Annotated in this window: 14 protein-coding genes; 10 read left to right on the top strand and 4 right to left on the bottom strand. The window is 51.3% G+C overall.

The features are described from left to right. The first annotated feature begins 29 nt into the window (after positions 1-29). Positions 30-3,293, top strand: coding sequence for a family 78 glycoside hydrolase catalytic domain (locus ACQ9LF_RS02300; RefSeq protein ID WP_462487750.1), 3,264 nt, complete (start codon positions 30-32; stop codon positions 3,291-3,293). Positions 3,294-3,353: 60 nt separating this feature from the next. Here the strand turns inward: ACQ9LF_RS02300 and ACQ9LF_RS02295 are convergent, their stop codons facing one another. The 3 genes from ACQ9LF_RS02295 to ACQ9LF_RS02285 form a co-directional block, all read right to left on the bottom strand. Next, positions 3,354-4,262, bottom strand: coding sequence for a helix-turn-helix domain-containing protein (locus tag ACQ9LF_RS02295; protein ID WP_462487749.1), 909 nt, complete (start codon positions 4,260-4,262; stop codon positions 3,354-3,356). Between the two features lie 59 nt (positions 4,263-4,321). Continuing rightward, positions 4,322-6,796, bottom strand: a complete 2,475-nt coding sequence (locus ACQ9LF_RS02290) for an alpha-ketoacid dehydrogenase subunit alpha/beta (protein ID WP_462487748.1) — start codon at positions 6,794-6,796, stop codon at positions 4,322-4,324. Positions 6,797-6,858: 62 nt separating this feature from the next. Then, the gene (locus ACQ9LF_RS02285) at positions 6,859-7,647 is read right to left on the bottom strand and encodes a DeoR/GlpR family DNA-binding transcription regulator (RefSeq protein ID WP_462487747.1); all 789 of its coding nucleotides are present in this window, start codon (positions 7,645-7,647) and stop codon (positions 6,859-6,861) included. A 160-nt stretch (positions 7,648-7,807) separates the two neighbouring features. Between ACQ9LF_RS02285 and ACQ9LF_RS02280 the strand changes: the two genes are divergently transcribed. The 6 genes from ACQ9LF_RS02280 (at position 7,808) to ACQ9LF_RS02255 (ending at position 16,660) form a co-directional block, all read left to right on the top strand. Further along, a complete protein-coding gene (locus tag ACQ9LF_RS02280) occupies positions 7,808-9,403 on the top strand; it encodes a 2-oxo acid dehydrogenase subunit E2 (protein ID WP_462487746.1) in 1,596 nt (531 codons plus the stop codon). Positions 9,404-9,439: 36 nt separating this feature from the next. Beyond that, positions 9,440-10,870 carry a dihydrolipoyl dehydrogenase gene (gene lpdA / locus ACQ9LF_RS02275; protein WP_462487745.1) on the top strand — a complete coding sequence of 477 codons (1,431 nt, stop codon included), beginning with the start codon at positions 9,440-9,442 and terminating at the stop codon, positions 10,868-10,870. A 17-nt stretch (positions 10,871-10,887) separates the two neighbouring features. After that, positions 10,888-12,147, top strand: coding sequence for a hypothetical protein (locus ACQ9LF_RS02270; protein ID WP_462487744.1), 1,260 nt, complete (start codon positions 10,888-10,890; stop codon positions 12,145-12,147). 84 nt (positions 12,148-12,231) lie between these two features. Continuing rightward, the gene (locus ACQ9LF_RS02265; RefSeq protein ID WP_462487743.1) at positions 12,232-13,323 is read left to right on the top strand and encodes an SDR family NAD(P)-dependent oxidoreductase; all 1,092 of its coding nucleotides are present in this window, start codon (positions 12,232-12,234) and stop codon (positions 13,321-13,323) included. 169 nt (positions 13,324-13,492) lie between these two features. Next, positions 13,493-15,172, top strand: a complete 1,680-nt coding sequence (locus ACQ9LF_RS02260; RefSeq protein ID WP_462487742.1) for an alcohol dehydrogenase catalytic domain-containing protein — start codon at positions 13,493-13,495, stop codon at positions 15,170-15,172. Between the two features lie 9 nt (positions 15,173-15,181). Continuing rightward, positions 15,182-16,660: a rhamnulokinase gene (locus ACQ9LF_RS02255; protein WP_462487741.1), complete on the top strand. Its 1,479-nt coding sequence runs from the start codon at positions 15,182-15,184 to the stop codon at positions 16,658-16,660. Between the two features lie 26 nt (positions 16,661-16,686). Here ACQ9LF_RS02255 and ACQ9LF_RS02250 read toward each other — a convergent pair whose 3' ends face one another. Next, positions 16,687-17,631, bottom strand: a complete 945-nt coding sequence (locus ACQ9LF_RS02250) for an AraC family transcriptional regulator (protein ID WP_462487740.1) — start codon at positions 17,629-17,631, stop codon at positions 16,687-16,689. A 439-nt stretch (positions 17,632-18,070) separates the two neighbouring features. On the opposite strand from ACQ9LF_RS02250, the gene ACQ9LF_RS02245 reads away from it, so the two are divergent. The 3 genes from ACQ9LF_RS02245 (at position 18,071) to ACQ9LF_RS02235 (ending at position 21,171) form a co-directional block, all read left to right on the top strand. After that, positions 18,071-18,907, top strand: coding sequence for a prepilin-type N-terminal cleavage/methylation domain-containing protein (locus ACQ9LF_RS02245; protein WP_462487739.1), 837 nt, complete (start codon positions 18,071-18,073; stop codon positions 18,905-18,907). A gap of 62 nt (positions 18,908-18,969) precedes the next feature. Then, a complete protein-coding gene (locus ACQ9LF_RS02240) occupies positions 18,970-20,136 on the top strand; it encodes a Gfo/Idh/MocA family protein (RefSeq protein ID WP_462487738.1) in 1,167 nt (388 codons plus the stop codon). Positions 20,137-20,169: 33 nt separating this feature from the next. Then, the gene (locus tag ACQ9LF_RS02235) at positions 20,170-21,171 is read left to right on the top strand and encodes a sugar phosphate isomerase/epimerase family protein (protein ID WP_462487737.1); all 1,002 of its coding nucleotides are present in this window, start codon (positions 20,170-20,172) and stop codon (positions 21,169-21,171) included. Positions 21,172-21,178: the final 7 nt, after the last annotated feature.

The following is a 21,178-nucleotide window of genomic DNA, read 5'->3' as shown; positions in this document are numbered from 1 at the left end:
CACGTAAGATTATATTGATGGAGTATACTATGATACGATGTGCCATGATGGCGGGGGTACTATTCTTTGTCTGCAATCCTTTCGGAGCGGACCATGTGTTTGCAGCGGGGGTGTTCCAGAAGACTTTGCAGGCGGCTCAATTGCGTTGTGAATACCGGACCGACCCGCAGGGAATTGATATCCTGCAGCCGCGGCTGAGCTGGGTGCTTCAATCGGACTCCCGCGGCCAAAAGCAGACGGCGTATCGGATTCTCGTGGCTTCTTCCGAAAAAGCACTGGCCGCCAACGAAGGTGATCTATGGGATAGCGGCAAGGTTCCCTCGGATGAAACCATTGGCGCGGTGTATGGGGGCAAACCCCTGGCCTCCATGCAGCGTTGTTTCTGGAAGGTTCAAGTCTGGGATGGCAATGACAAACCGTCGGTATGGAGTGCTCCGGCCCGGTGGTCGATGGGCTTGCTCCAACCGCAGGATTGGAAGGCACAGTGGGTGGGATGTGATGTGGCGATTGAGCCGAGCCTGCTTCCTGAGGAATTCCAGACGGCCCAATGGATCGGGCCTGCCGACATGAAAACCGGAAATGCCCAGCCGGTGGAATTTGGATACCGCACCACGGTACAAGTGCCGGATAAAACCAAAATCCAGAGTGCAAGCTGTTATATGGCCGGGGATAATAAGGCCAGATTGTATGTCAATGGCAAAGCGGCCGGGTCCGAGGTGGGCTTCTCCTCGGCACAAAAAGTCGATTGTATATCCCTGCTTCAGTCGGGCTTGAATACTCTGGCGTTCACCGTCGTTAATGACGGCCAGACACCGAATCCAACAGGCCTTCTGGCGGCAATGGTCATTGAATTGAAGGATGGACAGAAAATTGCGGTCCAGACCGGCGATACGTGGCGTGTTGCTGCCGGCCCCAAAGGCAAATGGATGACGGCGGGTTTTGATGATAGCGGCTGGGAAAAAGCTTATGTCATCGGCGAACACGGTTGTCGTCCCTGGGGAAAAGTCAATCTGGCTACGGAGGTTCTTCCGCCGGCACACTATCTGCGAAGTCAGTTTTCGACGGCCAAACCGGTCCAGCGGGCTACACTCTATGCCACGGCAATGGGCATTTATCAATTGTATCTCAACGGCCAGCGGATTTCGAAGGATTATTTCAGTCCCGGATGGACCGACTACAACAAGCGTATTTACTATCGCACCTATGATGTAACCTCGGCTATCAAACGCGGCGACAATGCCATCGGTGCAATTCTGGCCGATGGATGGTATGCCGGCTATGTCGGTTACGGCAAAAAGCGGAATCACTACGGCCAGAAACTGAGGCTGCTGGCTCAGCTCCATATTGAATACAGCGACGGAACTACCCAGGATGTCTTTACCAATCCGGACTGGAAGGCAACAACCGGGCCGATTCTGCAGGCGGATTTCCTGATGGGCGAGACCTATGATGCAACCAAGGAACTGACCGGCTGGAATGAACCCGGATATGTCGATGCGGCATGGACTCGGGTCAATACGGGTGCTGAACTGACTCCGCAGGTTCAGGCGGCACCCTCGGAACCGGTGGTGGTGTTTGAGGAAGTCAAGCCCGTTTCGGTGTCCGAGCCGACCAAAGGAACCTATGTATTTAATATGGGGCAGAATTTTGCCGGCGTGGTGCGTTTGAAAGTCAAAGGCGTTGCCGGCCAGCCTGTCCAGCTTCGTTTTGCCGAACGGCTGAATCCGGATGGAACCATCTATACTACCAACCTCCGCGCTGCCAAAGCCACGGATACCTATATCTGCAAAGGCAAAGGTACGGAACTCTGGGAACCGATGTTTACGTTCCACGGTTTCCAGTATGTCGAGGTTACCGGATTGAATTACAAGCCGGGCAAAGACACCATCACGGGGCTGGCCTTCAGCAGCGATACTCCGGTGGCTGGGTCGTTTGAATGTTCTGATCCAATGATTAATCAGCTCCACAGCAATATCTATTGGACTCAGCGGATGAATTTTATTGATATTCCTACCGATTGCCCTCAGCGTGATGAACGACTTGGCTGGACAGGGGATGCCCAGGTTTATATTCGTACCGCGACGATGAATACGGATGTGCATGCCTTTTTCACCAAGTGGCTTCAGGATCTGGCGGATGCCCAGCGGAATGATGGGCAATTCCCGATGGTAGCTCCGTTAAAGGTGGCTGAAAGCGATGGGGGTCCGGCCTGGGCAGACGCCGGCGTCATTTGTCCCTGGACGATTTATCAGGTCTATGGCGATAAACAATTACTGGAACGCCAGTATCCCTCGATGGTCAAATTTATCGAATTTTGCAAAAATCGCAGTACTCCGGAACTTCTGCCGCCGGCTCAATTCCACTGTTTTGGCGACTGGCTCAATATCGATGACAATACGCCTAATGATGTAATTTATACGGCGTATTTTGCACTGAGTACCAAATTGACGGCTCAGGCCGCCGGAGTGCTGGGTAAGACGGAAGATGCCCGGAAATATACTGAACTCTATCAGGGGATTAAAACGGCATTTAATAAAGCCTATGTGGCTGGCGATGGGAAAATCAAAGGCGATACGCAGACGGCCTATGTCCTGGCGATAGCGGTGGATTTAGTGGATGGGCCGATGTATAAGACCGCTGCCGACCGGCTTGTCGAACTAATCAAAAAACGCAACTGGCATTTATCGACCGGCTTTATCGGCACCAAGGACCTGATGCTGGTTCTGGCCAAAATTGGCCGCAATGATGTGGCCTGCCGACTGCTGCACAACGATACCTTCCCCTCGTGGGGCTTTTCCATCAAGCATGGCGCAACCAGCATCTGGGAACGCTGGAATGGCTGGACTCCCGAGCAGGGTTTTGGCGATCCGGGAATGAATTCCTTTGCTCATTACTCATTCGGTGCCGTCTATCAATGGATGGTCGAAAATCTCGGTGGTATCCAGGCCGATGACATTGCCTACAAGAAAATCCTCATCAAGCCCTGCCTCGATGAAAAATTATCCTGGGTGAAAACGTCTTATGATTCCATCCGGGGCAGGATTGAAACCTCGTGGAAAAAGAACAAAGACAGCTTTACCATGGATGTTACCATTCCTGCCAATACCATTGCGACGGTCTATGTTCCGGCGGTGTCCATGGAGTCCATAACCGAAAGCGGCAAACCTTTGAATAAAGCTGCCGGCGTCAATCGGCTCAATATGCATAAGGAAATTACGGGACAACAAGTCCAGGATTATGCTGTGCTGCGGCTTGAATCCGGACAGTATCAATTCAAGACAAAACTGAAATAAGTCTGTTTGAAAGTGTATGGTGATTCATACAGACCTCCATCGGCTCGGATGGAGGTCTTTTTATTTGCGGTTATGTTTTTTGCGATAGGCCAGAGGAGTTATTTTTTCGCAGGCTCGGAAGACCTTGCTCAGTCGGTCGGCCCCGGAAAATCCCACGGCCAGGGCAATATGTTCCACCGGCAGGGTGGTGTGAACCAGCAGATGTCGTGCCCGGGCGATTCGGCTTCGGGTGATTTCTCCGGCGACCGTGGCATTGAGATGCTGGGCAAATCGGCGTTCCAGTGTGCGACGGGTGGTGGATAACTCCCTTGCCAAATCCTGTACGGAGATATCGCGATAGCTGTGATTCCAGATGAGCCGCAGCGCCTCTGAAACCAGAGAATCCGAACATCCGGGAATGGATTCCTCCTCTGTCCGGCCGGGGATTTCATTGAGGGTTAAGGCCAGAATCTCCATGGCCATTGCCGACAGTAGAAAGGAGTTATCCAAAGGCCGTGAGCACACCTGCTGCCAGATTCGGCGGTGTGTTTCCAGCAGGCAATCTGCCTGCTGAACATGCAGAACGGCCCTGGCCGGCGACAGGATGCGATGTTTCTGCAGCCGCCACACATAATCGCCGTTGAAGCTGATCCAGTGTTCGCGCCAGCCGGTCTGCGGATCAGGGCGATAGCGATGCCACTGCCCCGGGAACAGCACCATGGAATCATGCTGACTAATCTCAATACGGCCGGTCGCGGCGGATTCAAACTGGCCTTGCCCTTCGCTGATAAAGACCACCTGATACTCGGGCAGCACACGGCCGGACTGCCAGGAAAAATCGTACACTTCCGGATGGCCCGGCGGAGGATAATCGCAGCCCTGCGGAATGAAAGCCTGCCCGATGCCGGTTAGATACAGTCCCCAGTGCAGGTCTTTGGGGTTGAGCGGCAGATAGCGAAAAATATGTTCGACTTGGTTATGTGAATTCATGGCTATCAAAACAAAAAAGGCCGGTCCGACCCTTCGCCGAACCGGCCATGCTTTGTGAATTACAGTCCATGGGCACTACGCTGCATGAGCTCCTGCACGGAACAGGCTCGCTGAACGGAATACCCTTTCAACGGCAGGATATGTTCATGAATCGCATCCATCATATCCGCCGGGAACGGGAAGAACGAATCTTCGATTTCATCCGGCGGAGTAATCCAGTTTTTGGCACCGACGACCACCGGCGGGGCATCCAGTTCGTCAAATGCAAACTGGGTGATTTTGGACGCCATGGTATGCAGATAACTGCCGCGTTCGCAGGCATCGGAAACCAGCAGAATCTTGCGGGTTTTTTTGACTGATTCCAGTACCATGGTATAGTCAAACGGCACCAGACTGCGGGCGTCAATGACTTCGCAGCTGAGTCCATATTGCGTTTCCAGTTGTTTTGCCGCCTGCATGGCCCGATAGAGCGTTGCGCCGATAGTCAGAATGGTCAGGTCTTTTCCTTCCTTGCGGATGGCGGGTTTGCCAAAGGGGACTTCATAATATCCCGTCGGAACACCGCCGGGGACAAATTCTTCGGCGATACCGTAGGTCCTCTGGCTTTCGAAGAAAATGACCGGATCCGTTCCCGTCAGGGCGGTGTACATCATGCCTTTGGCATCATAAGGCGTGGCCGGGAAAACCACTTTCAGGCCTGGAATATGAGCACACAAGGATGTCCAGTCCTGACTGTGCTGAGCGCCATATTTGCTGCCGACTGAGACCCGAACAACGACCGGCATTTTCAGCAGGCCTCCGCTCATCGATTGCCACTTGCATAGTTGGTTGAACAGCTCATCGCCGGCCCGCCCCATAAAATCGCAATACATCAGTTCGACCAGGGCTCGTCCTCCTTCCAAACCATAACCGCATGCCGTCCCGATAATGGCCCCTTCAGCAATCGGGGCGTTGAACAACCGGTGGTAGGGCAGAGCTTCGGTGAGCCCCCGATACACGGCAAAGGCACCGCCCCAGTCCCGGTTTTCTTCGCCATATGCAACCAGTGTCGGATCCACATAGAATCGATCCAAAATCGCCTCAAACAGTGCATCGCGGTAGCTGATGCATTTGTTGTCTTTCAGACGAACGCCATGGGCGTCATAGGCCCAGCGGCTTTTGTCGGCCAAACCCTTGATACGAGGATTCTCGGCGATCGAAATCAGGGTTTCGGGTTTGCGAGTGGTATCCAGTGACTCAATCTTCTGGTTGGAATACATGGTCTGATCCAGAAGACAATGGGGCTTTTTCAGGTCCGGCCGTGGCGAGATGGATAAATCCACCGCTTTTTTGCAGGCCTTGTATAGAATGGTTTCAATGTTTTTGTGCAACGTGTCAATGTCGGCTTGCGTACAGACCTTGGCATGGATTAGATTTTTTGCAAACCCTGCGACGGGGTCATGAGCCTGCCAGGCTTCAACTTCGGCTTTTTCACGATAGCTGCTCTGGTCGGAAGGCGAATGACCGCTGTAACGATAGGTGACAACATCCAGCAGAACCGGGCCGTCTCCCTTGGCAATAATCTCTTTTTTACGCAGAATCGCATCGGCGACGGCCAGCGGATTGTAGCCATCCACACGCTCGGCATGCATTTGTTCCGGATTGACGCCAGCTCCCAGGCGAGCCAGAAACTGCCAACCCATTGTTTCGCCGCAGGTCTGGCCGCCCATGCCATAAAAATTATTCATAAAATTGATAATCAGCGGCAAGCCTCCGCGATAGGGTTCGGCCCATAGTTTCTTGAATTGATCCATGACGGCAAAACAAATGCCCTCCCATACCGGCCCGCATGCACTGGAGGCATCGCCGATGTTGCCAATGACAATGCCGGGTTTCTGATTGACTTTTTTGTAGAGTGCCGCTCCTACAGAAATGTCGCCCGATCCGCCGACGATTGCGTTATTGGGGAAAATGCCAAACGGCGGAAAGAAGGCGTGCATCGAGCCTCCCATCCCTTTGTTGAATCCGGTCTGGCGGCCGAAAATCTCGGCCAGTGTGCCATACACCAGAAAATCAATAGCAAGCTCTTTGACGGAGGTGCCGGTTGCATCTTTTTCAACAACCCGCAGGCATTCACCGCCAAAATAGGTTTTCATGATTTCCATCAGTCTTTGATCATCAAGCTTCTGAATGGCTGAAAGCCCTTTGGCCAGAATCTCGCCATGACTGCGGTGGCTGCCGTAGATGTGGTCTTCGACGTTCAGATGAAATGCCTGCCCGACTGCGGCGGCTTCCTGGCCGATGGACAGGTGGGCAGGACCGGCATGACAGTATTCAATTCCCTGCCATGCGCCGCGAAGCTTGATTTCATTGAGCATCGTTTCAAAGGTGCGAATCAAAATCATATCCCGCTCAATGCGCATCAAATCCTCAGCGCTGTAGCGGGTCAGTTCCTGCTTGAGGGTCTTGTTATATTGATTGACTGGTATCGGCTGAAATTCAATATATCCGCTTTGACGCATCTGTTGCGGATCCACGAATTGATTTTTTGGCATGATTATCTCCTGATCGATTATTATCTTATTTTGCTTGCGGAATAGTCGTACTCCCTGGTATATCAGGGGGTAGGGTGGTCGCAGGAATTCGCCTGCGGATAAATCAGTTCAATATGCTGCGAGGCCAAAAACTCACACCAGGCATCCGAGGGCCGTTTTTCTGTAATCACTTTGGCGATTTCAGACCAGTTGGCAATCTTATAAAGCCCTGGTGTGTCAAATTTGCTGCTGTCGGCGAGTAAAATGGACTGTCTGGCATTTTTGATGGCTTGTCCGAAAATATGAGCACTTTCAATATCGATTGCCGTCAATCCAAAATCCATCCCCAGGCCGTCGGTTCCGACAAATGCCAGATAGCCTCTGAGTTTATCCAGGGAAGCACTGGCCATGGGGCCGATGGTATCCAGACGCTCCGGCCGGTATTGTCCCCCAAGAATCAGCACATGGATTCCCGGTGCATTCAACTCCTGGGCAGTGCGGACCGAATTGACGATGACGGACAGCCCCCGTTTGCTCCGCAGGAAGGCTGCCATCGCATAACAGGTTGAGCCAGAGTCAAGGAAAAGCTGTTCACCGTCGGCAACCAGACGAGCCGCCAGTTCCGCAATGGTACGCTTGGCTTCGACATTTCGCATGGATTTCGAAAGGAAGGAATGATCTGTTCCCCGGACCACCGAGGCGCCGCCATGATTCAGCTCTAAAAGCCCTTCCGCGGCAAGTTCGTGCAGATCCCGGCGGATGGTGGCTTCTGAGACTCCCAGTCCCTCCGACAGTTGCCTGACGCTGACATGACCGTTGCGATAGGCGATGGCCAGGATGTTTTCGCGTCTTTGTTGAATAGAGGTTGTCATAATTCCATCTTAATAATAATTTTTATCAAATATACTATCGAATTTAATCACAATGAGTCAAAAAAATCAATATAAAAATGAAATAATATGCTTGAATAATGATTGAATATGATTTATTATTGCTTATATAAATTTGGTTTGATGATTAACAGGACTTTATATGTATATAATTAATATACCCTCCAGGGTCCGCGGCCTGACTGAGGGAGTGATGCTCAATTGGCAGGTTTCTGAAAACCAATCTGTAGAAAAAGGACAGATTTTAGGGCGCATTGAAGCCTTTGGTCAATTAGTTGATCTGGAATGCCCTCAGTCCGGTGAGCTATTGAAAATCCTGGTCAGTTCCGGCGAACCCTTCTATGGAACCCAGCCTCTGGCCCTTCTGGGTCAGAAAGGTGAAGACGTCGCAAAGGCTCTTGAAACACTTTTTCCAAAAATTGTTGCTAAACCAGCTCCAGAACAGAAAATAAACTCGACGCACTCTGCTGAGCGACCTCAACAATCCGTAAAACAAGAGGTTAAATCTATGGAAAAGATGTCTCCTGTCGGCAAAGTAGTTCCGATTTTGATGCCCCAGGCCGGGCAGACGATGGAGGAAGGCACGCTTCTTTCCTGGAAGGTCAAAGAGGGTGACAAGATCACTGCTGGTCAGGTCATTTTTGAGATTGAAACCGACAAGGCTACTATGGAAGTCGAAGCGATGGAGTCCGGTACTCTGGCAAAGATAGTGGTGGCCGAAGGGCAGTCTGTCCCCGTGAAGACTCCTGTTGCTTATCTGGCTGATAGTCCGGCCGATGTCGAGGCGTTTATTGCCTCGCAAGGCGGGATTGCTGCGGCAACAAAAACGACCCCAGCCCCTGTATCGCAGGCCGATACAATACAGACAGTTCCGGCATCTGGGCCTGTACGCACACTGAATACAGGGCCCGTCAAAGCCTCCCCGGCTGCTCGAAAGCTGGCCGCAGAAAAAGGATTGGATATCACCTCTATTGGCCCGGGTTCCGGGCCGGGCGGAAGAATTCTTTCCACTGATTTGGCCGGGGCCAGACCAGCCGCATATACACCTGCTGTTGGGGGGGATTTTGTTCGATATCCGGTCAGCAAAATGCGGAAAGCCATCGCGCAGAATTTATCCTATTCCAAGCAAAATATACCTCATTTCTACGTCAAGCTGACGATTGAGGCACAGGCAATATTTAATCTCTATAAACAGCTTAAGCAGAAATTCCCATGCAGCATCAATGATTTCATCACATTGGCCTGCGGCAGGGCAATTCGACAATTTGCAGCCTTCCGCAGCCAATATACATCTACTGAAATTGTAGAAAATCCGTCGGTCAATATCGGGATTGCGGTGGGGACCGATAAAGGGCTGACGGTCCCGGTGTTGTTGAATGTGGACCGAATGACCCTGCCACAAGTGGCGGCTGCAACCCGCCAGATGGCTGAAAATGCCCGTAACGGCAAGGTCGAAGGGGTGGGGCAAGGCGTCTTTACCATCACCAATCTTGGGATGTTCGGCGTGGAGGAATTCTCGGCGATCATCAATCCGCCGGAGTCGGCTATTCTGGCCGTTGGTGCTATTCGCGAGGATGTGAAGGTGGAAAACGGGGCCATTAAACCGACCCGCGTGATGATCCTGTCGCTGGCAGCCGATCACCGCATGATTGACGGCGTATTGGCGGCCCAGTTTATGACGACATTAAAAGAGATGCTGGAAAACCCGGAACAGCTTGTGAGTTCACCAGCCACATAGTATAATGCCAACCAAAATTTAATACGACACAAAACGATGACTGAACATTATCAAATCGCAGTGCTCGGCGCCGGACCGGGGGGATACATTGCCGCCCTCAAAGCTGCCCAGATGGGGGCCAAAACCGCCATTATTGAAAAACAGTTCCTGGGCGGCACGTGCCTGAATTATGGGTGTATTCCCTCCAAGGCCTTGCTTGCTTCAGCGGAACTGATTCACAAGATCCATCGCGCCGCAGATTACGGAATTCATGTGTCTGACGGTATTTCTTTTGACTGGACCCAGATTCAGAAGCGTAAGGATAAAGTGCTGACCAAACTGCGCGGCGGGATTAAAAGTCTTTTGGGTGCCCGTCAGGTAACGCTTTATACCGGGCAGGCCGCTTTTGCTGGTCACGGCAAAATTCAGATTACCGACAGCAAGGGCGAAAAAGGGCTGATTACTGCCGACAAAGTCATCATCGCAACGGGGTCTGTCCCCGCACGGATTCCCGGCTGGCCGTCGGATCCTGCTGTGGTGTGTACCTCGGATGAAGCGCTGCACTGGAAGGCACTTCCCAAAAAGCTGCTGATTGTCGGCGGCGGAGTGATTGGCTGCGAATTTGCGTGTATGATGCATGAATACGGCGTTGAGGTCACCCTGGTTGAATTGATGGAGACCTTGCTGCCGGAGATGGAGCGTCAGATTGGCGTTGCCATGGCCGAAATATTCAGCAAGCGAGGGATGAAAATCCATACCGGTGTCAAGGTGGAAGAATTAAAGACCCTTAATGGCGGAATCAATGCCATTCTTTCCGGCGACAAGACGGTGGAAGCTGATAAAGTGCTGGTTGCCACAGGTCGCAGGCCAGCCACTGGGGATTTGGGTCTGGAATCGATAGGATTGACCACGGACCGCGGATTTATTCGCGTGAATGACCGTATGCAGACGGGTGTAAAAGATGTCTATTGTATCGGTGATGCCAACGGCAGATGTCTTCTGGCTCATGCGGCCAGTGCCCAGGGTGTTACGGCGGTTGAGGATGCCCTTGGCCATGGCAAGGACTTCACGCTGCCCATACCCGGTGCCGTTTATACCTTTCCGGAGATTGGAACCGTGGGACTTACATCCCGACAAGCTGCGGAAAAAAATATTCCGGTCAAAGTCGGCCAGTTTCCGATTGGCTTTCTGGGCAAGGCGATGGCCGTAGGCGAGGAAGAAGGCTTTGTGAAAGTGATTCGTCATCGGGATAGCGGTGCGTTGCTGGGCGTGCATGTACTGGGGCATCATGCGACGGAGATTATTGAATCGGCAACCGCGATGCTGGGATTGAAGGCCTCTTGCAGAGATTTGGCCGAGATGGTGTTTGCCCATCCAACCCTTGGCGAAGCGGTCAAGGAAGCCGCCGAAGATAGTTTTGATCAGGCTCTGCATCTGCCGCCTCGCAGTCTGATTAAGATAACCGCTGAAGCCAAAGAAATCAAATAAGACGGAACGCAAAAGATATGGCATCCATATTAAATACGATTCAACACATTGCTCAGCCCAGTCAGATTGATGCCCTTGCCGCCGAGGGATTCGGTCCCAGGCAGCGTCCTGCTGTGAACAGCCATATTCATTTGCCTCCGAATTTCTCGGCTTTTGATACGGTCGAGCAGGCGGTTGTGCTTGCCGCCGAACAGAACGTTCAGATTGTCGGCCTGAGCAATTATTATGATTATGCCGTCTATGAAGACTTCGGGGTCAAGGCCCGGCATCATAAAATCTTTCCTTTGTTTGGTCTTGAAATTATTGCCATGCAGCAGTCGCTGCTCGAACAGGGCATACGTGTGAACGACCCGGGCAATCCCGGCAAGACGTATCTCTGCGGCAAGGGGATTACTCGATTTAATGCGATGACTCCGCGAGCCAAGGAACTGATTGACACGATTCGCAGAAACGATACGAATCGTATGGCGGAGATGACCCGAAAACTGGCGGAATTCTTCGACAGGCACAATATCAAAACCGGCCTTGACGATGCGGCTGTTATTGCTCGTGTCGCCCGCCGCCATCAATGCCCACCGGAGACGGTCTTTCTTCAGGAACGCCACTTGGCCCAGGCATTTCAGGAAGTCTTGTTTGAGCGGGTTGCCCTGACGGAACGCAAGACGGTTTTGGAGGCTGTTCTGGGGCCGGTGAAACATGCCGGTGATGCCGTGAGTATTCAGGGCCAGATTCGCTCTGGCCTGATGAAGGCAGGTAAATCCTGTTTTGTTCCCGAGGCATTTTTGACGCTGGCCCAGGCCAGGGAATTGGTTGGTGAGCTGGGCGGAATTGTCTGCTATCCGATTCTGGCCGATGGGGCGGAACCGATGTGTGAATTCGAACGTCCGGTCGAACAATTAATCGAAACCCTCAAGTCTGAATCGATTGGCATGGTGGAGCTGATTCCCATTCGCAACAAGCCGGAAGTCCTTCGCCATTATGTGATGGCAATCCGGAAGGCTGGCATTGCGGTGGTTGCCGGCACGGAACACAATACTCTCGATGTAATACCCATGGAGCCGACCTGTGTTGGCGGTGTCCCGGTGCCGGATGATTTGAAGGATATTTTTGTCGAAGGTGCATATGTCATTGCGGCACATCAGTATCTAACACTGAATGGCAAGTGCGGCTTTGTAGATTCAGCAGGCCGACCCAATCCTGCGTATCAGGATGCTCAGAGCCGGATTGCTGTGTTTGCCAGAATCGGCCGGGCGGTGGTTGCGAAATATTTGGGATAAACAAAGACTCTCCGGATGGTTTTGTCTTTGAATACACGAGTATTTTGGTATTCTCTGTGGCACATTTGAGGTAAGGTTTAGGGAATGGAAAAACACGAACTGATTTCGGTAATTGCTCCTGCTGTTCGAACACTGCTGCGGGAAGGTGAAATAATGCCAACCGTGTCTTTTCAGGAGACGCTGTGCGATACAAAGGAACGTTGTCTTGAGGTACCCATCGACTTAAACGGGACCAGCCAGCAGATGATTTCCACATTAACGCATACTCTTGCTGCTAAAACCCATCCGATTCAGTGCGTCCGTGTTCCCGGAGTTGGCATTTTTACAGTTCATCCTATTACTTCATTACAGGGTCGCGTTGCAGGCAAAATAGCGGTTGTGACCGGTGCCGCTCAGGGATTCGGGCTGGAAATTGCTCAGGATTTAGCGGCACAGGGAGCGTATGTTGCCCTGGCTGATATTAATGAGGTCGCGGCAAAAGCCCAGGCTGACAAGCTCAGCGGTCAATGGGGGCCCAACCGGGTTATGGCGATTGCGATGAATGTAACCAGTACAGAGTCGATCCGGAAAGCCATCACCGAAGTCGTCAAAAAATGGGGCGGCATCGACATCTTTGTCTCCAATGCTGGCGTCCTGAAGGCCGAAAGTGTCAAAACGCAATCCGAAAAGGATTTTGATTTCGTGACCAATGTCAACTATAAAGGCTATTTTCTCTGTGTTCAGGCGGTTGCCGGGATTATGGCTATTCCTCATAAAATCAACCCCGATTATACGAGTGATATTATCCAGATTAATTCCAAGTCCGGCCTGGTCGGCTCCAATCGCAACGGAGCTTATGCCGGCAGCAAATTCGGTGGAATTGGTCTGACTGAGTCCTTTGCTCTTGAACTGGTTGAGGATGGCATCAAGGTCAATTCCATCTGCCCCGGGAACTTTTTCGATGGTCCGCTGTGGTCGGACCCCAACAATGGTCTGTTTGTCCAGTATCTGCGAACCGGAAAAGTCCCCGGCGCCAAAACCCTGGCGGATGTTAAACAATACTATGAAGACAAAGTCCCGATGAAACGGGGTTGCCGAACTGCAGACGTGATGAAAGCCATTTATTATCTGGTGGAACAGCAGTATGAAACCGGACAGGCGGTGCCCGTTACCGGCGGACAAGTGATGCTGCATTGACCGTTTATGTTGATTGATTCAATAATAAGATGTCTCCTGCGGGGCATCAATAAGACCCAAGGGGCTGATTATTTCGCGAGCATGGAAGTCCCATGGTTTAAGCGGCTGGTCTAAACGGCGACCAGTCGAGAAATGTTAAAAAAGGAACAGGAGTGAAAAGGAACAGGATATGGCTGCTATTCCCGCAATCCAATGCGCAATCCAGCTTGTTGGCCCTGATAAGCTGATACTCAACCGTCGAAAAGAGGTTCACAAAGTCGGTCCGTATCAGATCCTTGCACGGGTAGAAGCAGTGGGCTTGTGCTTTTCTGACCTGAAGCTGCTTAAGCAATTTGATCAGCATGCCCGCAAAAGCGAGATCATCAGTGGAGTGGATACAACGATTCTGCATGAGATTCCCAGTTATTGTCCGGGAAATGCTCCGACAGTGCCGGGGCATGAAACAGTGTGCACTATTGTTGCCGTGGGCCAAAAGGTTCGTCTACATCAAGTCGGTCAGCGGGTGCTGGTCCAGACGGATTACCGCTGGCTTAAAACTGCCGCCTCCAATGCTGCCTTTGGTTACAATTTCGAGGGGGCTTTGCAGCAGTATGTGTTGATGGATGAACGGGTGATTGTTGAACCCGAAAGCGGTGAAAGCCTTCTGCTCCCTGCGGACCCCCGACTCAGTGCCTCGGCGATTGCTCTGGTTGAACCGTGGGCGTGTGTGGAATGTTCGTATGTGACCCGGGAACGCCAGGCTGTTCTGGCCGGCGGGCGTCTGCTGGTTGTTGCCGAACGCGGGCGTGAGGTAGCCAGTTTGGCCGATTGCTTTAAATCCGGAAGACCTGGGACGGTTACGGCGATCTGTACGGAGAAAGTACAACGGGATACCATCCAAAAAATAGTCCCTGCGGCTGCTGTTTGCGAATTTAATCAGCTTGCACCTGACGCGGTCTTTGACGACATAATCTATTTTGGCTCTCAAAAAGAAACCATTGAGCTTCTCAATGATAAGCTGGCCGCCTCGGGTATTATCAATATTGTTCTTGGCGGCCGCAACATTGGCAAACCGGTCAGTGTGGGAATAGGGCGGGTGCATTATGGGAATACCCGCTGGATCGGCACACTCGGCAACCATGCGGCGGAAAGCTATCTTGGCATTCCCGAAATCGGTGAGATCCGGGACAATGATAAAGTAGTGGTTATCGGTGCTGCAGGCCCGATGGGTCAGATGCATGTGATTCGTCTGGTCTGCGAAGGCAAAAAAAATGTCTCCGTAACCGGCACGGATTTTGATGATGCCCGACTGGCATCCCTGGATAAAAAGGCCCGCCCCTTGGCCGAGGCCAACGATGTGGAATTGCGTTTGGTCAATCCCCAGAAAACCCCGGCTCAGGGCAAATACAGTTATTGTGCCATCATGGCTCCCGTTGGGGCGCTGGTAGCTCAGGCGGTACGGGATAGTGTGCCCGGCATGCTGATTAATATTTTTGCGGGCATCCCGGCCCAGGTCAAACAGGAACTGGATTTAGATACGTATATTGCCAATCGCTGCTTTATGCTGGGGACCAGCGGTTCCCGACTGTCGGATATGAAACGGGTGCTGGAAAAAGTGACTTCCGGCCGACTTAATACGGACATATCCGTGGACGCTGTCAGTGGTATGGCTGGTGCAACGGAGGGCCTTGCGGCGGTTGAAAATCGCACCCTGGCGGGCAAGATTATCGTGTATCCAGCCCTTATTGATATGCCGCTGGTGACGCTGTCAAAGATGGCAATGTATCATCCGGAGGTTGCGGCTAAACTGAATCATGGAATATGGACAAAACAAGCGGAACAGGAACTGCTTAAACACACTCAGAAATAGGAGGCAGATATGGCCAAAAGCGGGTATATTGCAGTGGATTTGGGCGCCGAGAGCGGACGTGTCATGCTGGGGGAATTGGCCGGGGGCAAGATTATCCTGAGGGAAATGCATCGCTTTGCCAATGGTCCGACCCAGCAGGGGGATTCGCTGCGATGGGATTTTAATAAGCTGATGACGGAAATTCTTGCGGGTATTGGCAAAGCCGCTGCGGCGTGCCCCGGCGCTCGCAGTATTGGCGTCGATACCTGGGGGGTTGACTTTGGATTGCTGGATCAATCCGGCATGCTGATTGAAAATCCCTATCATTATCGCGACAGCCGCAACAATGGGATAATGGAAAAAGTGTTTGCCATAGTCCCCAAACAAAAAATCTATCTGCAGACCGGCATTCAGTTCATGCAGTTTAATTCGCTCTATCAGCTTTTTGCCTATAAGACCCAAAAGCCAGAGGTGGTTGCCAAGGCAGACAAACTGTTGTTTATGCCGGATTTGATTGTGCATGCCTTAACCGGATTTATGGGTGCCGAATATACGATTGCCAGTACGTCTCAGATGCTTGATATGAAGACCGGCAGGTGGGCCGATGAATTGATTGCTGCGTTGGATCTGCCGCGACGGATACTGCCGGATTTAGTGATGCCGGGGATCAAGGTTGGAACACTCAAGAAGGATATTGCCCAGAAGCTCGGTTGTGCTCAGATTCCCGTTGTCGAATGCGGCGGTCATGATACTGCCTCGGCGGTGGCCGGGGTGCCCGCTGCCGGCAATCGTTCCTGGGCTTATCTGTCCAGTGGAACCTGGAGTCTGATGGGCATTGAGACTCCCATGGCGGTAGTGAATGAAACCAGCATGGCGATGGATATGACTAACGAAGGCGGGGTGCTGAATACCATTCGTCTGCTCAAAAATATCATGGGCCTATGGCTGGTACAGGAATGCCGGCGGCAATGGGCCAAAGAAGGGCAGGAGCTGGACTATGGTCAACTGACGGAAATGGCTGCAGCGGCTAAACCCTTTACAGCAGTCATTCGAACTGAGCAGCCGGAATTTATGGCGATTGGTGATATGCCCGGCAAAATCAATGCCTACCTGACTCACACCGGCCAGACACCGATTCAGGATAAAGGCCAGATGATTCGCGTTATTCTCGAGAGTCTTGCGGTGCGCTATGCCGAAGTGATGGAGATGCTGGAAACACTTGGCGGCAGGAAAATTGAGGTGCTGCATATTGTTGGCGGAGGAACCAAAAACGAATTGCTCAACCAGTTTACGGCGGATGCCACCGGCAAAACAGTGATTACAGGACCGGTCGAAGCAACTGTGCTGGGGAATGTTCTGATGCAGGCCGTTGCGGCTGGCGACGTGATGAGCTTGACCGAAGGCCGTAAGATTATTGCGGATTCATTCGAAATGAAAACCTATTCCCCCAAGGCCCGGAGCGAATGGAAAGCCTATATCGAGAGGTATCGAAAACTCTGTGCAAAATAAGCACCAGACCGGTTTTGAGAAGTGGATCAGGCCCGTTTTTTGTTCGGCTTGTTGAGGGATGCCTGGAGTGTCGAACACAGCACGGCCTGCCCAGCTTCTTTTGAGCAGCACTGCGACCGATAATCACTGGGGCTTAAGCCGATTTTTTTTCGGAACACCGTGGCGAAATACTGGCTGGATTCAAATCCACAGGCTGTGGCCACCTCCAAGATTGAAAAATGGGGGTGTGTCCGCAGGATATGTTGCGCTTTGGTAATCCGGCAATGGGTCAGATAATCCGCAGCAGTCATATTGGTAATTTTTTTGCAGTAATGCGCAAATCGACTTCGCCCCAAATTGCAATGTTTTGCCATGCTCTCCAGGGTCCATGGATAATCCAGATGATTGGACAGGCCGGACAGAAACATCTCTACGCTCCGCTGGGTACTGCTCAGCCGCGGATTTAATTCGATGGTTTTGTTTTGAAACATCTCGTACACTTCAATGAATAACTCATTGATGTAATGCTGAAGTCGGGTCTGGATATGTTCTGGATTATTGGTGGTTTCGGCCAGTTCTGCAATTTTTTCAAAGCAGGCCTCAATGGATTTATTGCCTTGCCAGACCACCTGTTCATTATGGCTGAGGATTTGAGTCAACCGATTGAGGTCTTTTTTGGCAAAGTGTATCCAGTTTGGCCACTTCCAGGCGTCATTGGGACGACGTACCCCCAAGTCGATAACCAGCCAATGCATCCGGCTGGCCGAAATGAGCGGATTGCCGACCTGATGCGGCTGCCAGGGACGCGTGATGGTCATGTCGCCAGCCTTGAGTTTATGATGAATTCCATCGACAACAAAATCCAGAGTACCACGGGTCAGGTACCCCAGTTCAATGCCTTCATTGCGATGCAGATCAAGCCCCCAGGATTGGTCCTTATTGGCATCCCAGATACAGTACACACATAATTCAGGCAGTAGTTTGGTTGGCATTTTGATTCCGGGATAACATCCATGGGCAAGACCTGCCAGATGAAGTTCTCCTCGCCTGCTTGCCGCTTTCAGGGATTCACAGGTGTCGGCCTTATGTGTGCCATTTACGTCATAAAAAATGGCCGGTTGTGGTTTTACGTTTTTTTTCATGCCTGTTTCTGTTAAAAATCTGCCATATTCTATGTATAATAAACTGTCTTTTAGGTCAAGCAAAAAAGAATCAAGCGACTATGACAATGAGGTCTAAACATGTCAATAACGCAACAGGCTATCAGAAGAAGATTTGTGATGTCCTAAATAAGGGTTTCATCCAGCAAGATTGGGGTATGTTGTTTAAAATTAGCCAATGGGAAATATTGATAGAGACATGCTGAGGAAGATTATTGTAAAATAAATGTATTGACATTAATCAAAACAGGTCAAGAAAGGAGAGATTTGTATGTGCCCGAGAGCCAAAAAAGCGTTTACCTTAATTGAACTGCTGGTTGTGGTTGCAATTATCGCGATGCTGCTTGCCATTGTCGTTCCGACACTCCGAAGAGCCAAAGAGGCCGCCTGGAATGTCATCTGCCGAAATAATCTTAAACAGTATGGTCTTGCCGGCAAGATGTACACAGAAGACTATGACGCATTGTTTCCCAACGCATGGGGGTCCATTTTCAAATCTGTTGATCCTTACCGACTGTGTCAATGGCATAATCCGCTCCGAAATCCGCTGGTAGACCCCCAGCTGGCTGGAAGTTTGTGGCCATATCTGGGCAGTCAGGATAAAAGCCATCTGTGTCCGGTATTTGATCGTTTCGCCAGAATGTTCCATAATCCATGTCCGAATAATCTCCAAATGGAACCTGCCTTTGGTTATAGTATGAATGCCTATTTAGGGGGGTTTGAGTTAAGTGGTACCACCCAATATAAGCATATTCTGCAGGTTAAAACATCCGATGTTCGTTCGCCTGCGACAATTTTCTTTTTTGCTGAAGAAAACCCCTGGATTACTACGGGCCGATATTCGTCCACACTGAATGACAATGCCTTGTGCGGGGGACCTCAGCACCCCAGCACCGACGGGGCCTGGACGGCTCCCTTGAACTGGGAGCCGACAGGCAGTCAGACGTATTTGGATTGTTTTGCAAGCTTTCACAAAACGACCTTTGACAAAAAAGAAAGCGGAGATTCTAATGTAGTCTTTATTGATGGCCATGTGGATCTCGTCAACTGGAAAAATACCTATCGGATGTCCCGATGGACGAACAAAATGCCGGTTTTGCGTCAATAATGTAACCGACCGGGCAGTAAGGCAATCTTATAGAGAAAAACCATTATTTTGAGGATGAAGGCATGAAACGAAAACTACGAATGGGTATGATTGGCGGCGGCATGGGGGCATTTATTGGGGAAGTCCATCGCAAGGCATCTCGCATGGACGGACATATCGAACTGGTGGGAGGGGCCTTTGATATTGATCCGGTCAAATCCAAGCAAATGGCTGACGTTCTGGGGCTGGACCCGTCCCGCTGCTATGGTAATTACAAAGAATTGATTGCTGCGGAAAATAAGCTGCCCGATGGTGAACGGATGGATTTTGTGGCGGTTTGCACACCCAATAACTGGCATTTCCCAATTGCCAGCGAACTGCTCAAGGCCGGTTTCCATGTGATGTGCGAAAAACCGATGACAATCAGCGTCGCAGAAGCCAAGACGCTTGTTAAATTAGTGAAGAAAACCGGTAAAGTGTTTGGTCTGATGCACAATTACACCGGATATCCCATGGTTAAATTAGCCAGGGATATGGTGCGTTCTGGTAAGCTGGGCAAAATACGCAAAATTGTCGTACAGTATCCCCAGGGATGGCTTGCAACGGCTCTGGAAAAGAGCGGCCAGATGCAGGCGTCATGGAGAACTGACCCCAAACAGAGCGGCGGCTCAGGCTGCGGCGGCGATATTGGCACGCATGCCGAAAATCTGGCGGAGTATATCACGGGCCTGAAAATTACCCATTTATGTTCGGAATTGACCACCTTTGTTCCGGGGCGGAAGGTAGATGACGACATTAATTGTCTTGTAAAGTTTGATAACGGGGCCAAGGGCATTCTGCATGCCAGCCAGGTTTCCGTAGGGGAAGAGAACAATCTGGCGATTTGGATTTATGGTGAAAAGGGCGGGCTTGAATGGCATCAGGAACACCCCAATTATCTGTATGTTAAAATGATGGGACAGCCGACTCAGGTCTGGAAACGCGGAAATGATTATGTGGGCAAGGAAAGTGCCGCCGCGGCCCGTGCCACCCGACTGCCTTCCGGACACCCCGAGGCCTTTATCGAGGCCATGGCCAACATTTATCTGAATTTTGCTGATACCGTTCGGGCACACATCGAAGGCAAGAAAGTGGATGCCCTCGTGCAGGATTTCCCGAAAGTGGAAGATGGGCTTCGCGGTATGTTGTTCCTGCAAACCCTCTTGAAGAGTGCCGGCAGCAGTAAAAAGTGGACTCCATTTGCAAAATAATCCAAGACAGCCTAATCCAAGGAGAGATTTTATATGGCAAGACCTGTAACGTTGTTTACCGGGCAGTGGGCCGATATCCCGCTGGCAGAATTGGCACCGATGATGGCAGAGATGGGCTATGATGGGCTGGAGCTGGCCTGCTGGGGGGATCATCTTGACGTGTTCAAAGCGGCTAAAGATCTCAGTTATTGCAAACAGCAAAAGGCTATTCTGGAAGCGAATAACTTAAAGCTGTTTGCCATCAGCAACCATCTGGCAGGACAGCTTGTCTGCGACCTGAACAACGACAGTCGTTCGGATGCTTTTGCTCCTGCCGACTGTAAAGGTGACCCGGAAAAGAAACGGGCCTGGGCGGTTAAGGCGATGAAGGCGACTGCCAAGGCGGCCAAGAATATGGGCGTTAAGGTGGTCAACGGATTCACCGGTTCCTCCATCTGGCATTTCTTCTACAGCTTTCCCCCGGTTACGGACAAGATGATTGATGACGGATTCAAATATTTCGCCAAGATGTGGAATCCGATTTTGGATGTGTTTGATGAATGCGGCGTCAAGTTCGCACTGGAAGTCCATCCAACTGAAATTGCTTTTGATATTGTAACGGCCAAGCGGGCTTTGGCGGCACTCAATCACCGCAAGACCTTTGGCTTCAATTTTGACCCCAGCCACCTGCATTGGCAGATGGTCAGTCCGGTCCGGTTCCTGAATGAATTCTCGGATCGCATTTATCATGTCCACATGAAAGATGCTGCGGTTCAATTGGACGGCTACAACGGCATTCTGGCTTCCCACCTGAATTTCGGCAATCCGCAGCGGGGCTGGGATTTCCGTTCCCTGGGGCACGGCGGAGTGAATTTTGAAGAGATTATCCGCACCCTCAATCATATCGGCTACAATGGACCTCTTTCCGTGGAATGGGAAGATTCCGGCATGGATCGGATGCATGGGGCCCGGGAGGCTTGTGCGTTTGTAAAGCGAATCGATTTCCAGCCGTCCAAGCTGGCCTTCGATGCTGCATTTGACAAAGACAATCGATAAACAGGAT

The sequence above is a fragment of the Anaeroglomus insulsum genome, assembly GCF_050689095.1.
Lineage (GTDB): Bacteria > Planctomycetota > Phycisphaerae > Sedimentisphaerales > Anaerohalosphaeraceae > Anaeroglomus > Anaeroglomus insulsum.
The sequence above is the reverse complement of the archived record's forward strand: the minus strand, read 5'-3'. Positions and strand labels throughout refer to the sequence as shown.